This is a genomic window from Faecalitalea cylindroides ATCC 27803 (genome assembly GCF_000469305.1).
Classification (GTDB): Bacteria; Bacillota_I; Bacilli_A; order Erysipelotrichales; family Erysipelotrichaceae; genus Faecalitalea; species Faecalitalea cylindroides.
In genome coordinates, this window is record NZ_KI270991.1 from 1 (window position 1) to 13,056 (window position 13,056).

A 13,056-nucleotide genomic window follows, 5' to 3' on the forward strand; every position below is an offset into this window, starting at 1 on the left:
ATCGGATTCTTATATCTTAGAGATAACCGGTGTTTCTTCTGAGTTATTGATGAAAGCTAAACAAGGATTAAATTAAAATCATAAAAAAATTTCAACATAGATAAGGATGGCTTGTTGTTAAAATAAGTCATCTTTATTGTTTACGCTTGATGAAAATAGGATAACTTTAACTTACAAATTCATTTGAATTTAGACTTTTTAAAGCCACATCACGATAGTTTATTCACAAAAAGCTAAAAATTCTGCGCCTATATAAATAGAAAGAAATCCAGACAACGGGTTTGTCAGCTCATTTCTAAAAGTAATATTCTACTTCTTCTAGATTTTAACTTGTTTAACACTTCACATATTTTTTAGCAATTAACTGACAGCGCCTAATTTATTTTCAAATTCAAAAAAAAGGAAGAATTATTCTTCCAAAGCTTTTAAGAATCGGTTAATATACTCACTTCCATCTTTTTCTAAACCATATGAACCCATTTCAATACTAGGTTTCTTTTCACCATGAAAATCACTTCCACATGTTATCAACAAATTATGTTTTTTCGCAAATTTTTCATAATATTCAATGTGTTCTGGCGCATGATAATTGCTGAAAACCTCTACTCCATCGATGCCTGCGTCAAGAGCTTTTTGTAACAAATCTTTCTTATGATAAAAAGTTTTAAAAGGATGTGCAACCACGGCAATTCCTCCAGCTTCATGAATTTTTTTGACAGAATCTTCAAAGCTAGGATTCTCAACATAAACATACAAATCGCTGCCGGCCTGGCATTTATCCCAGAAAAAGTTTACTGGAGCAGGATCACTTCTTTTTCCTCCAGGAATATAATCTTTGAAATCTTCAATACCCTGATAACGAGGATCATTAAAAATTCTCGTCCACATCAAAAACCACGGATTCTTACCATGACTTGCCTCAATCAACTCATCAGCGTCCAATTCGATTCCGTATTTATTTTGGATCTTTTCAACACGTAGATAAAACGCATCATACATTAACTTATTCAATCGATCTGCTAAATTCACAAAATATGAATTTTCAATATCAATTCCATACCCTAACAAATGAACATCATTTCCCTCCAAAATTGTTGAACACTCAATACCTGGAATCACTCGAATCCCTTTTTCTTTTCCAAGTTCAGTGATTTCTTTAACACCTTTTACAGCATCATGGTCTGTTAAGGAAATAATCTTTAAACCTTTTTTATCCGCAATGTCAATCAATTCTTTTGGTGAGAACTGCCCGTCCCCGCTATACATAGAATGCATATGTAAATCAAATGAATTCATATCTTATTCCTCCACTATCGTTTATTTTAGTCTTTGAAAAAACGTTAGTAAAGAAAAGAAAAAACATTTTAAACAAAAAGCCTGTTATACAGCCATGAGGAAACCCGATGGTCAATCAGCTTATCACCAAACCTTGATCATGGATTTTTAAATTCGTTAAATAAATATGGAGGGTAAAGATTCAAATAACCAAATTAATATTTATCTAGCATGAAACTCAATAAACAATGACAAAACACATTCATTCAAAGTAAGGAATCGAACCTTAAACCACATAATTATCAATTATGTGCTCTACCATTGAGCTACTTTGAATCGCTTTTAAACTCCCCTTTACGGGAAAAGCTGAGTTCACGTTTTCGTATAACAGGCGCGACACTTAGTGGATTTCAATAAAGGTTGTCGCATTAGAGATTTTGATCTTAGTCTCTAATTCACTCAACAAGGTTGTATGCTTATCTTTTAGAGATTCAATCTCGTCTAAAACATTTAAAGGATCAATCAACTCGACCGTGTTTTCGCTAATATAAGCATCAACAACACTTAATGGTTTATCATCTTTATATTTCCCATCTTTTCCTAAAATGGAAAGTCGCATTTTCTCGGCATCTTCTTCCAACCGTCGATTTCTTAGATCTTTCAACTCAAGGACTTCATAATAATTTTCTTCCATTTTATTTCGAAGTATGGTTTCAAAATCCATAGCATTTAATTCTCGTAAACGATTACGCATAGATAAAGCAACCGCAACAGAATAAGTGCCAAATGACGTTTCAATATATGTATTGGCATTTGAAGTAATGATAGCTTCATCAATCTTTTGATATCGTTTGATCAAATCTTGAATCTGTTGATAACTTGTCTTAACTTTCTTACAAAATTCTTCTTTGGTAATTACTTGTTGAATCACTTTTTCTTCATTTCGTTTCTTACCATCCACAAAATCAATTCTTTCTATTTTAGAATTAATTTTTTTCACCAATAAATCCCGCTCATCCAAAGCTTGTGTAATTAAAAGTTTGTTTTCCATTCTGCTATTCTCCTCATAAGCCTCGATTCATATTTTCCAATACGATCTGTTCCTTATTTCCTACAAGAAGAGAATCCATATTAACACGTAACAAGGCACACAAAGAATACAAAATATCTATAGACGGAATACTCTCCCCACGCATCCATTTATAAACCGTTTGCACACAGCATAATGAAAGTTTGTCTTGAATATCTGTTGGTTTCAGTCCACGAACTTTCATTAAGCTTCGAATTCTTTTTCCTGTTTCGATCTTATCGACCCTTGGGTACATGCAAATTCATCTCCTTCTTTAAACAAATCGATCCGCGGTATTTTTGATTTGTTTTATGCTTTCATTATATGTTAAAAGAAAGTACTTGTCATTTAACTATAAAGCTAAAAAAGACGTAAAAAAAAGCTTTTTTGTCACGTTTCATCACGATATACAAAAAAGCGATATATACTTCATTTTTATCATACAATTCTATACGATTTAAATTTCAATTGTTTTCCCTGTTGTCAAAAAATCAATACGATCTTTTAGATATTTTTTTAACAAATCATACGATACATTCCCCGTACAATGACCTGTAAGAACATATTGTATATTCTTCTTGATAAAGATACATAAATTTTGAATCTGTTCCTCAGTAAAACTTGATGTTTCAATATGGTTTTTAGTGGATTTCATATGCAGACCACCAACATATGCATAAACTGGCTTGTTCAATCTTTTCTTTATATTGTCTACAATCGATTCCAGTCCCGCATGAGAACAACTGTTACAAATCACAAGTCCCTTTGGGGTATCAAATACTAAGCTCAATTCATGATCAAAATTATCTGGCTGAAGTACGTCATCTACTTTTTTATATAATTTTTTCTGCACACCTATTTCTTTTGTGTTTGATACATCATCAAGTATCAAATATATTTTTTCATCAATTTTTGTATCCTTTGAAATAGTATTAAAACGATTTTTCATTTGTTTTAGTTTCGAACTTAAACCAATATAATGAACACTTCCACCTGAACCTGAATAATAATCATCAAAGATATTTTTAGCCCCATAAACCACTTTATCTTTATATTGATTTAGAAATACCATAAAGCCATCTCCGTGATCATAATGCCCATGCGAAAGAACTGCTTTATCAACACGACCTAAATCTATACTCAAAGCATGAGCATTTTTAAAAAAGCTATCACTCGGACCAGCATCCAGTAAATACTTTTTATCATTAAATTCAATATATAAGCTTAGCCCATGTTCAATTTTGAATTCGCTGGGTCCTGTATTTTCCACCAATACTGTAATTCTCATATTATGCCTTCTTCTTTAAATAAGCATCTACCTTATCCTTTTTACAAATGTCTATAAACGGGCATCGATAACATTCAGGATTTCTTGAATGACAGAGATATCGTCCAAAAAAGATAAATTCATGATGTCCTCGATTCCACCGATCTCGATCGATCTTTCTTTTTAATTTTTCTTCCACTTTTTCAACTGAATCGTATGGCTTGGCAAGACCTAGACGTTTACTGATACGATCCACGTGCGTATCGACCGCAAAACTTGGAATATCAAAGGCCACACTGCGGACTACATTCGCCGTCTTTCTTCCTACTCCTGCCAAAGACATCAGATCTTTGTAAGAGCTAGGGACCTCTCCATGAAATTTTTCTTCTAGATCTTGAGAAAGTTTAAGAATAGAACGTGCTTTATTGCGATATAAACCAATTCGTCGAATATAAGACTCAATATCACTTAAAGATGCTTGAGCCATCGCTTTTGAAGTTGGATATGCCGCAAATAGAGCAGGGGTTACTTTATTAACGGATTCATCTGTGGTCTGTGCACTTAATACAACCGCAACCAAAAGCTGAAAAGGTGTTTCGTGCTTTAATTCACACTCTGCATTTGGATATAGTTTTTCCATTTCATCCAAGATTTCATTCGCATTCATCGTTTACCATTCTCCACATCTTCCACACTTAATCCCTTATCTGTCCACGAAATCAAGATTCTTTCAATATAGTTAAGATCTCGCTTATCATAAGAAGCTGCCTCATTCAAAGCCACGATAACCATTCGTTCACTATAAATTGATGCCAAATTTAAGATCCTATCCATTTCCGAAGGACTTAAAGAACGTTTAAATTCATCTTCAAATTCTTCCAATAAAGATTTCGCATAATTCACTTCAGATGTATTTTCTAATGCATAAACTCCACTGATGTCAAAAACCATATTTCCATCTTTAAAATCTAAATTTAAATATCCTTTTTCTGCTAAAGCATTAAAAATATCTTCTACTTCTTCTTCATTGATTTTTAGTTTTGTTGCCAATAACTCATGATGAATATTGACATGAATCGTATTAAAGTGATCGATTAACAACAACACTAAAGCTTCCTTAGCATCTAAATGAAGTGTTTCTAAATGTTCTAGAAGCCATACTTTTCGATCCAAATATGGTGCATCCCAAGAAATCTTTTCCATATTTTATACCTCTCGCTGATAAACTCGTTCCAATGTATCATAGTCTAAAAGAATTATCTTATTGCTGCCACGAATTTCATAAACTGGATTATCATAACCATATCCAAGCTCAATCGTATCACATTCGATTCCATAATCTGTAGAAGCCTTTTCTTTGGCAGCTTCATAATCCAATGTTGCAATTTCTCTAGTAGTAATAACTTCGCAATTCTCGTCAAACCAATATAACGTTGTCTCTGTATATCCCTGATAAGTTGTATAGTCAAATTGATGTACAGTTAATCCTGTAATTCCTTTATTTTCTTCTGTAATCTGATCAAGATCATTTTGAAGCGTAACTTCATGAACACGACTAGGCCCACTTATAAATAAAGACCATAAAATCGAGATGATCAAAATCAAAACGATCCACAAAACTACAGTTAATCTTTTTCCGTAAAACTTATTTTTCATGAATTTGCCTCTCTATGCGTCTAATTATATCATAGAGCGAACAAGATAAAAGAAATTTGAATTTTAAAATCATTTACATGTTTAAATAGATTCAAGGCTCCATTCATAATATGATTAAAGTAGAAATATACAACATAGATATATAAACAGGAGGTGAGTTTTATGATAAAAACTATCTCTCTATGGGTCAAAAATGACTCAAAATGGAACATACTTTTATTTATTTTTGCCTTATGGATTCTCTATGTCTTTTCAGTCTCTAAAGATGCCACAAATCCGATGAATAATGGATATGGATTTCCTATTCTTTCTCTTTTGGCCATAACATGGATAAACATTCTACCACTTTGTACTCCTACAAAGAACAAATCAATGATTCAAATACTCGGAGAAACAAATAATATTCCAATAACCTTGCTAATGCTTTTCCTATTTAAGACCTTTATTCTCTACATTGTTCTTCTTTTTATTTGGATACTACATAGTATATTTAATCACACACCTGTGATGATATTGCCTGCCAGTCTTATGTATTGGTTATCCAGTTCACTCTCTATCTTACTCTATAGTTTCTGCTTGTTCTTACGCTTTTCAAAAAGTGAATATTGGAGAAGACAGGCATATTTTCCTGCCATTATTTTGTTTACATTAACACCTTTTATTACACGATACACTCCATTTAACTATCAAGTTTTTTATGATCTTTTCAAAGAATATACAATATGGATCTTACTTTTATTCTTTCTTTTTTACATAATAGGATATCTTTGGATAAAAAGAATTATCCGAAAATATTTTAAAGAGCTATAAACAAAAAAGTTTACAGCTCTTTTTAATTAAAGTACTTTGTTAGAATTAACTTCTGACAAAACGTTTGATAACACAAACGATAATCCATACAAAAAAGATCTACTAATTAATCATTAGTAGACCAAATAGGTGTTTCATCACCTCTTCGGATCAAAATTGCTTTCTGAAACTCTGTTTGGTTTAAGAATCTCAAAATATCCAGTATTTCTTCTTCTGTACATCCAACAAGCAGTTTAACTTCACAATCTTTTTTCAAGATATCTGCAGAAACCGCAATCGCATCAACAGTATGTGTTGGAATAGATCCCTTAAAAAGATCAATTGGATCTTGATCAGATCCTGCTGTTGTATCAGACAAGAATCCATAATCAACTGGATATACTAAATTTGAATATTTGAAATGTGTCGAGCCTTTCGGTCTGTCGATCGTGCAATCACTTGAAAACATCAGCGTATCTAGTTTCTGCCAAAAAAACGCATTGTTTTCTAATTCTTTCATAGAAAAACCTCCCAGTATGTAACTATTATACCATTTAAGAAATATTTTTCAAATCTGTGAAACAATTTTCAATATATTGAGAAAATCTCTTTTATTTTTTTAGGCTCCTTCGTGACCAAAAGCGATAATTGTAATAATATCCTTGCTTTCTGAGGAGAAAATTTTAGAGCCGGTATGGTTTTTAGTTCCGGGTCAAAATACTTTGAATCAAAAACTGCACCCTCTATAACTCTCGATGAACGAACAAGTATACAATCATCATTTTTCTCGATTACATCTTTTATCGCAGAAGGATAGTTCCCTGAACCAGTTCCCGCAATAACAACTCCATCATAACGTTTCATCATATCTTCTAAAAGCTGAGGATCACAATCGCTGTGCACATAATAAATACCAACTTTAGGAAGAATATCAATAGATAAATTTGCAAATATCGTCTGATGGGTATGTTTTTTATGTGGTTCACTCAACAAATATACTTGATCATCTCGCATATAACCTAAACTTCCAAATTCCCCCATCTTAAAAGCATCCGTTTTATAACTGTTTGTTTTCTGTAGATCTCTTCCTGAATATATAGTATCTGAAAATAAAGCCAATACACCAGCATCATAGGCATCAGTTGAACAAGCTAATGCTACAGCCTGATAAAGATTCATCGGCCCGTCAGCACTTGTTGATGTTGCCGGACGCATCGATCCTGTTAAAACAACCGGTTTATGACAATTTAAAGTCAAATTCAAAAAGAAAGCTGTCTCTTCCAATGTATCCGTTCCGTGCGTGATTACGATTCCGTCAATCGAATCATCTTTATCATAACGTTCACAATATTCTCTAAGCTTTTTCCAATGTGATATTCCTATGTCATTAGAATCCAAATTACACAATTGGATCATTGTTAAATTGGCAAGGGTATCAATTTGAGGAATTGAATCAACAATTTGTTTTACATTGATTGTACCGGCCTGATATGAGGCACTTTCACCAATTTTGCCACTCCCTGCAATTGTTCCACCAGTTGCAATTATCACAATGTTTTTCATTGTGATATAAACTCCCATAAATCCTGTGTTTCAGCCGTATCAAAATCGATCGGAGCATCTAAGCCACCTAAACTAACAGTTTTATTTGTATCACTAAATCCAACAGCTGAACTGGTAATCTTGCCATCTTTAAATACATACATCGTTGGTGTGTAATAAAAATATGGGGCAATTTCTAAGAAAGCCTTACCTTCATCTGTAGACGAATCCAATGTCTGTGAACCATCATCCTTAGATGTAAAACCAAAATCTGTTGAATCTAATTTATATAAGGTAATTCCTGGGTGTTCATCTTCTGTTTGATTAATATATTCCTCAATCGCTTCACAAAAAGAACACTCATCCCTTTCAACGATCATTACAAAATCTTCTTTGTTATCAATTTTTTCTTGAATTTCGGCAACAGTGATATCCTCTTCTTTAAAATCATCTTGCGGCACAGAACAAGCCACCAAACTTATCCCTACAAAAAATGCCAGGATCATTTTACTTATTTTCTTCATATTTAATTACTCCTTCTATCAGTCGTACAACAGAAAACGCCAAAGCTTCCAACTTTGCAGAAGCTGTCTTCAAAGCAGTTTGAAAACTCATTGCTCTATCTGCACTTGAAAAAATTCCAATTACGCCTTCTTTGTAAAGTTCTTCATAACCAAGCCCTAGAGCCCCACTCAAACAAATAACCGGTTTATCATATTTTTTTGCTAATTGAGCAATTCCATAAGGAACCTTGCCATAAACAGTCTGCCGGTCCGTTTGTCCTTCTCCTGTAATGACTATATCACATTTTGAAATTTCGTCTTCTAAATGGGCATATTCTGTCAAAAGTTGAATTCCTGGGACCATTCTTGCATGAAACATGCCTAAAAGCACAGCACCAATCCCACCTGCAGCGCCAGAAGCTTCAAACTCATTGACATCCACATGAAAGGTCTGATCCAGTTTATCGCGATAGTGTCTTAACCAACTATCAATTTCTTCCATTTGATTCTCGTAAATACCTTTTTGTTTCCCAAAGATATAGGTAGCGCCTTCTTGACCTAAAAGATGATTTTTTACATCACAGGCAACGATAAACTCTACATTACTTGGAATCGAGAAAGCACGTTTGTCAATGAAGGCAATCTTTCCTAAAGCATATGTATTGGGACGCAGCAATTCTCGATTGGAATCATAAAACCGCACTCCAAACTCACTCAAAAGTCCCATACCTCCATCATTGGTACTGCTGCCGCCAAGACCAATGATGATTTTTGACACACCAAAAGACAGAGCCTGTTTGATTAATATGCCAACACCTTTACTGGAAGTAATCATGGGATTGCGATCTTTTTTGTCTACCATGCTTAAACCAATACAGCTGGCAACATCTATGATCGCAATATCTTCCTCTTGTGAAAGACAGATTCCAGCATGAATCTTTCTATGATAAGCATCTAAAGTATTTACATCAACCATCTTACCATTGATTACATCACAAAAAGCCTGAGCCGTGCCTTCTCCTCCATCCGCCATGGAAAATACTTTGACTCGGTGTTGGAAATTAGCTTTTAATATGCCTTTTTCAATCGTTTGGCCGACTTCTTTTGATGTCATACAGCCTTTAAACGAATCGCATGCAACAACGAATTTCATGTACATATTTTAACATTTATCCTTATTGAGTTCAAAAACTAGTTAATATATAATATTAAAAGCACTGAAAGGAAATATTCTATGTCAAAAAAAAGAATAGTAGTGGGAGTTAGCGGTGGAATCGCTGCCTATAAAGCCTGCGATCTTGTCAGCAAACTTTCCAAGAAAGATTATGAAGTTAAAGTGATCCTCACAAAACACGCCGAAAAGTTTGTTTCAAAACTCACTTTTGAAGCGTTATGCCATAATTATGTAGAGACCGATTTATTTGATGAATCAAATGAAGATCCAATTGCACATATTACACTTGCCAAGTGGGCCGATCTCATGATCATCGTGCCGGCAACTGCAAATATCATTGCCAAGATAACACATGGTATCAGCGATGACCTTTTAAGTACAACAGTTCTTGCCTGCAACAAACACAAGATGATTTGTCCAGCCATGAACACACAGATGTATGAAAACCCAATCACTCAAAAGAATATTCAGGCATGTAAAGATCTTGGATATCAGATCCTTGATCCTGTAGTTGGTCACCTTGCCTGCAACGACACCGGAAGAGGAAAGATGATAGAGCCTGCAGATATTGTTGAAGCCATTGACAACTACTTTAATACATCAAATAAGCTAAGCGGGAAAACCGTATTGATCAGTGCCGGACCGACACAGGAAGCCATGGATCCTGTTCGCTTTATATCGAATCACTCAAGTGGAAAGCAAGGATATGCTATCGCAAAAGCGGCTAAAGCCATGGGGGCAAATGTAATTCTTGTCAGTGGCCCAGTTCAATTAGAAAAAATAGAAGGAATACAAACAATCGATGTTACCAGTGCTTTAGATATGTTTGAAGCCATCAAACAAAACGCAGATAAAGCCGATTACATCATTATGGCCGCTGCTGTTTCAGACTATCGCCCAGAAAATATTGCAGAACACAAAATCAAGAAAAGCGATGATACAATTGAAATGACTTTTGTCAAAAATCCAGATATCCTAGCCTATTTAGGACAACACAAGACAAAAAAACAAATCATCTGCGGATTTGCAATGGAAACACAGGATCTTGATAAAAACGCCAAAGAAAAACTAGAAAAGAAGAACTGCGATATGTTGATCGCAAATAATCTGTTTGTTTCTGGCGCAGGATTTCAAACCGATACAAACATTGTATCTTTACTAACAAAAGATTCGATTGAGCACCTGCCTAAGCTTTCTAAAGAAGAGCTTGGACAAAAAATATTAGAAACAATGATGAAGATAGAAGAAGGTAAAACAAAATGTTAGTTGCAATCGACATTGGAAATACAAACATTACAATTGGTATCTTTGATAAAGATGAATTGATAGGAAATTATCGATTAACGACAAAAGTAAGACGTACAAGCGATGAATATGGATTTATGTTAAAAACATTTTTGGATAACTCCAACATTCATAAAGCGGATGTAGATGATGTAATCATCTCAAGCGTTGTTCCTAAAGTTATGCATTCCTTTCGTAATGGTATAAAAAAATTCATGGAAATCGAGCCAATTATGGTAGCACCTGGAATCAAGAGCGGTATCAGTGTTCAATTAGAAAACCCAAAAAGCGTTGGATCTGATCGAATTGCGGATTGTGCCGGAGCTTTTTATGAATACGGAGGGCCCGTTCTAATCGTAGATTTTGGTACTGCCACTACATATGATTATGTAGACGAAAACGGATGTTTTAAGGCAGGAACAATTGGTGTTGGAATTGAAACTGGCGCCAATGCTCTTTGGGGACAAACAGCTCAGTTACCTGAAATCGAGATCAAACCGCCTAAGACAATACTAGCTAAAAACACTCAAACTGAAATGCAGGCCGGCATTTTCTATCAATATCTAGGTGGCATTGAATATACGATCAAGCAATTCCGTAAAGAAGTTGGAAAAGACTTTAAAGTCATTGCAACAGGCGGTCTAGGAAGGATCGTATGTAACCACACAAAACTCATTGATGTATACGATCCAAATTTGATTTTTAAAGGTCTAAAGATCATTTACGAAAAAACCAAAGAAAACAAATAAAGAAGCTCGCAAGCTTCTTTTTTAATTTGCCAACTTTGACATCCATTTCTTTTTAAACAATCGATACAAAAATAAAATTCCACGAACATTTAATTCCAAGGCCATCGCAAACCAAACACCCCTAAGACCATAATTTCCTGCCAATAAAGCAGCTAAAGGAATACGAACACACCACATACTGATAAGATTCATCAAAGAAGATGATAATGTGTCGCCGGCTCCCTGCAGCACACCAGCAACAACAATACTTGCCCCATACATAGGTTCGGCAAAAGCTTCAATTTGCAAAATTTGAACGCCCAGGATAACAATAGATGGATCTGGTGATAATAAGCTCATCATTAAGGGAGACCCAAAATACATAAACAATCCAGAACATGTCATCAATCCTATACCTAGGATCGTCGTCAAAACACCAAGTCGATATGTAAGATCATGACGTTTTGCTCCAATGCTCTGCCCAATCAAAGTTACAGCAGCACTTTGTACACCATATCCCGGCATATAACATAGACTCTCTGCCGTTATACCAAAACTATTGGCAGCTATGGCAATCGTCCCTAAAGGAGAAACAATACGCGTAAAAGCCACATAAGCACTACTTGTTACAAGTCGATCTAAACCAACAGGAAGACCAATCCTTAATGCTTGCTTTAGCGTATCTTGTTCCCACGACATCTTCTCGTTTTTATGCAGTGACAAGGAATCACTTTTAAAGAAGAGAAATGCGCATAAACATAGTGAAATGACCAATTGAGAACAGCCTGTTCCAATACTTGCTCCCATAACACCTAAATCCATGTAAAAAATAAAGAATAGATTAAAGACTACATCTAAAAAACACATACAAATATTTAATAAACTAGGTATCTTCATATTCCCTGATGCCTGCAACATTCCTGTTGCCAAATAATTTAGTTGTTGAAAAGGAAGAAACAGCGCAAAAAACAAGAAATACATTGAAGCTGAATATTGAATCGATTCTGTTCCTTTTAGCCAGATTGGCAACTGAAAAGAAATGGATACCCCGATGATCATTAAGATAAAAACAAAGATTTCTCCCACGATAAAACCTTGTTTCATGATATTTCTAGCATGCAATAAATCTTTTGCCCCAATTGCATGAGCAACTTGAACCGTAAACCCTGTTATTGCAGCAAAAGCTACTCCGCCAAACATCCAAGTTGTCGAAGAAACCAAGCCAATACTTGCTGACGCATCAGCTCCCAGGCTTCCAACCATACTGGCATCAATATATTGCATCACTGTACTAGAAACCTGTGAGAGAATTGCCGGCAAAGACAGAAGCAATATCATCTTGACTTGTTGAGAGGTAGATAACTTTTCTCCATTGCGTAATTTCAATAAATATTGATTATTCATACGACCCTTTCTATATTGACAATATTCTTTCTGTATTTATTTTAAGAAGCTCTGTCTATCTTTTCCAGTCAATTTATCATTTTTAAACCTTATACTATCTATTTTGTATGATGTTTGCCTTAGCGAATGGATCATCCATAATGATTTCTTTTACTGCAGGCACGATAATTTCCCCTTCTTTTGGATTCTTAATACTGAGAACAGAATTCTTAATTGTTGCCTTTACTGTGGATTTTTCGAAGGCTAGATCCGTATCGATCATTTCGCAATTGATCAACTTTAGATCTTCACAATAGCATAATGGTTGTGTCCCAATGATCTTGCAGTTTTCCAAAACCAGACCATGAGAATACCATGCCAAATAC

General features: G+C 34.6%; 16 protein-coding genes and 1 tRNA gene. 3 read left to right on the top strand and 14 right to left on the bottom strand.

Annotated features, from left to right (window positions below; translation table 11 throughout):
• Positions 1-408: 408 nt before the first annotated feature.
• The 8 genes from HMPREF0367_RS04255 to HMPREF0367_RS04290 form a co-directional block, all read right to left on the bottom strand.
• A complete protein-coding gene (locus HMPREF0367_RS04255; RefSeq protein WP_035401507.1) occupies positions 409-1,296 on the bottom strand; it encodes a PHP domain-containing protein in 888 nt (295 codons plus the stop codon).
• Between the two features lie 243 nt (positions 1,297-1,539).
• Positions 1,540-1,611: transfer RNA gene (locus HMPREF0367_RS04260), tRNA-Ile, on the bottom strand.
• 64 nt (positions 1,612-1,675) lie between these two features.
• Positions 1,676-2,326: a hypothetical protein gene (locus HMPREF0367_RS04265; protein ID WP_022355373.1), complete on the bottom strand. Its 651-nt coding sequence runs from the start codon at positions 2,324-2,326 to the stop codon at positions 1,676-1,678.
• A gap of 13 nt (positions 2,327-2,339) precedes the next feature.
• Entirely contained in the window at positions 2,340-2,600 is a 261-nt protein-coding gene (locus tag HMPREF0367_RS04270) for a helix-turn-helix domain-containing protein (RefSeq protein WP_015536285.1), read from the bottom strand.
• A gap of 201 nt (positions 2,601-2,801) precedes the next feature.
• Positions 2,802-3,632, bottom strand: a complete 831-nt coding sequence (locus HMPREF0367_RS04275) for an MBL fold metallo-hydrolase (protein ID WP_015535632.1) — start codon at positions 3,630-3,632, stop codon at positions 2,802-2,804.
• A 1-nt stretch (position 3,633) separates the two neighbouring features.
• Entirely contained in the window at positions 3,634-4,278 is a 645-nt protein-coding gene (nth, locus tag HMPREF0367_RS04280) for an endonuclease III (protein ID WP_022355375.1), read from the bottom strand.
• Positions 4,275-4,814 carry a DnaD domain-containing protein gene (locus HMPREF0367_RS04285; protein WP_022355376.1) on the bottom strand — a complete coding sequence of 180 codons (540 nt, stop codon included), beginning with the start codon at positions 4,812-4,814 and terminating at the stop codon, positions 4,275-4,277. The genes nth and HMPREF0367_RS04285 overlap by 4 nt, the downstream gene beginning before the upstream one ends.
• A gap of 3 nt (positions 4,815-4,817) precedes the next feature.
• Positions 4,818-5,267 (bottom strand): hypothetical protein, encoded by a 450-nt coding sequence (locus HMPREF0367_RS04290; RefSeq protein ID WP_035401509.1) that lies wholly within the window; start codon positions 5,265-5,267, stop codon positions 4,818-4,820.
• A 162-nt stretch (positions 5,268-5,429) separates the two neighbouring features.
• Between HMPREF0367_RS04290 and HMPREF0367_RS04295 the strand changes: the two genes are divergently transcribed.
• The gene (locus HMPREF0367_RS04295; protein WP_035401511.1) at positions 5,430-6,077 is read left to right on the top strand and encodes a hypothetical protein; all 648 of its coding nucleotides are present in this window, start codon (positions 5,430-5,432) and stop codon (positions 6,075-6,077) included.
• 106 nt (positions 6,078-6,183) lie between these two features.
• Here the strand turns inward: HMPREF0367_RS04295 and HMPREF0367_RS04300 are convergent, their stop codons facing one another.
• From HMPREF0367_RS04300 to HMPREF0367_RS04315, 4 genes are all read right to left on the bottom strand, one after another.
• Positions 6,184-6,576 carry an inorganic pyrophosphatase gene (locus HMPREF0367_RS04300; RefSeq protein ID WP_015535638.1) on the bottom strand — a complete coding sequence of 131 codons (393 nt, stop codon included), beginning with the start codon at positions 6,574-6,576 and terminating at the stop codon, positions 6,184-6,186.
• A gap of 68 nt (positions 6,577-6,644) precedes the next feature.
• Positions 6,645-7,619: an asparaginase gene (locus tag HMPREF0367_RS04305; protein WP_015535639.1), complete on the bottom strand. Its 975-nt coding sequence runs from the start codon at positions 7,617-7,619 to the stop codon at positions 6,645-6,647.
• Entirely contained in the window at positions 7,616-8,122 is a 507-nt protein-coding gene (locus HMPREF0367_RS04310; RefSeq protein ID WP_035401514.1) for a thioredoxin family protein, read from the bottom strand. The genes HMPREF0367_RS04305 and HMPREF0367_RS04310 overlap by 4 nt, the downstream gene beginning before the upstream one ends.
• Positions 8,106-9,254 (bottom strand): glycerate kinase family protein, encoded by a 1,149-nt coding sequence (locus HMPREF0367_RS04315; RefSeq protein WP_035401527.1) that lies wholly within the window; start codon positions 9,252-9,254, stop codon positions 8,106-8,108. Before HMPREF0367_RS04315 ends, HMPREF0367_RS04310 begins: the two co-directional genes overlap by 17 nt.
• Before the next feature lie 81 nt (positions 9,255-9,335).
• Here HMPREF0367_RS04315 and coaBC point away from each other — a divergent pair, with 81 nt between their 5' ends.
• Positions 9,336-10,541: a bifunctional phosphopantothenoylcysteine decarboxylase/phosphopantothenate--cysteine ligase CoaBC gene (gene coaBC / locus HMPREF0367_RS04320; protein WP_035401516.1), complete on the top strand. Its 1,206-nt coding sequence runs from the start codon at positions 9,336-9,338 to the stop codon at positions 10,539-10,541.
• Positions 10,535-11,308 carry a type III pantothenate kinase gene (locus HMPREF0367_RS04325; RefSeq protein ID WP_035401518.1) on the top strand — a complete coding sequence of 258 codons (774 nt, stop codon included), beginning with the start codon at positions 10,535-10,537 and terminating at the stop codon, positions 11,306-11,308. The genes coaBC and HMPREF0367_RS04325 overlap by 7 nt, the downstream gene beginning before the upstream one ends.
• A gap of 21 nt (positions 11,309-11,329) precedes the next feature.
• On the opposite strand, the gene HMPREF0367_RS04330 is transcribed toward HMPREF0367_RS04325, so the two are convergent.
• Positions 11,330-12,691 carry an MATE family efflux transporter gene (locus HMPREF0367_RS04330; protein WP_035401521.1) on the bottom strand — a complete coding sequence of 454 codons (1,362 nt, stop codon included), beginning with the start codon at positions 12,689-12,691 and terminating at the stop codon, positions 11,330-11,332.
• A 94-nt stretch (positions 12,692-12,785) separates the two neighbouring features.
• Positions 12,786-13,056: DUF3737 family protein (locus tag HMPREF0367_RS04335; RefSeq protein WP_035401523.1), on the bottom strand; the 271-nt coding region annotated here is incomplete at its 5' end.

What these genes read in the sequence shown, in the direction of transcription:
- HMPREF0367_RS04295 (WP_035401511.1), top strand. Translation starts at nt 5,430, where the DNA reads ATGATAAAAACTATCTCTCTATGGGTCAAAAATGACTCAAAATGGAAC.
- HMPREF0367_RS04290 (WP_035401509.1), bottom strand. Translation starts at nt 5,267, where the DNA reads ATGAAAAATAAGTTTTACGGAAAAAGATTAACTGTAGTTTTGTGGATC.
- HMPREF0367_RS04310 (WP_035401514.1), bottom strand. Translation starts at nt 8,122, where the DNA reads ATGAAGAAAATAAGTAAAATGATCCTGGCATTTTTTGTAGGGATAAGT.
- HMPREF0367_RS04270 (WP_015536285.1), bottom strand. Translation starts at nt 2,600, where the DNA reads ATGTACCCAAGGGTCGATAAGATCGAAACAGGAAAAAGAATTCGAAGC.
- HMPREF0367_RS04305 (WP_015535639.1), bottom strand. Translation starts at nt 7,619, where the DNA reads ATGAAAAACATTGTGATAATTGCAACTGGTGGAACAATTGCAGGGAGT.
- HMPREF0367_RS04315 (WP_035401527.1), bottom strand. Translation starts at nt 9,254, where the DNA reads ATGAAATTCGTTGTTGCATGCGATTCGTTTAAAGGCTGTATGACATCA.
- coaBC (WP_035401516.1), top strand. Translation starts at nt 9,336, where the DNA reads ATGTCAAAAAAAAGAATAGTAGTGGGAGTTAGCGGTGGAATCGCTGCC.
- HMPREF0367_RS04275 (WP_015535632.1), bottom strand. Translation starts at nt 3,632, where the DNA reads ATGAGAATTACAGTATTGGTGGAAAATACAGGACCCAGCGAATTCAAA.
- HMPREF0367_RS04325 (WP_035401518.1), top strand. Translation starts at nt 10,535, where the DNA reads ATGTTAGTTGCAATCGACATTGGAAATACAAACATTACAATTGGTATC.
- nth (WP_022355375.1), bottom strand. Translation starts at nt 4,278, where the DNA reads ATGAATGCGAATGAAATCTTGGATGAAATGGAAAAACTATATCCAAAT.
- HMPREF0367_RS04285 (WP_022355376.1), bottom strand. Translation starts at nt 4,814, where the DNA reads ATGGAAAAGATTTCTTGGGATGCACCATATTTGGATCGAAAAGTATGG.
- HMPREF0367_RS04300 (WP_015535638.1), bottom strand. Translation starts at nt 6,576, where the DNA reads ATGAAAGAATTAGAAAACAATGCGTTTTTTTGGCAGAAACTAGATACG.
- HMPREF0367_RS04330 (WP_035401521.1), bottom strand. Translation starts at nt 12,691, where the DNA reads ATGAATAATCAATATTTATTGAAATTACGCAATGGAGAAAAGTTATCT.
- HMPREF0367_RS04255 (WP_035401507.1), bottom strand. Translation starts at nt 1,296, where the DNA reads ATGAATTCATTTGATTTACATATGCATTCTATGTATAGCGGGGACGGG.
- HMPREF0367_RS04265 (WP_022355373.1), bottom strand. Translation starts at nt 2,326, where the DNA reads ATGGAAAACAAACTTTTAATTACACAAGCTTTGGATGAGCGGGATTTA.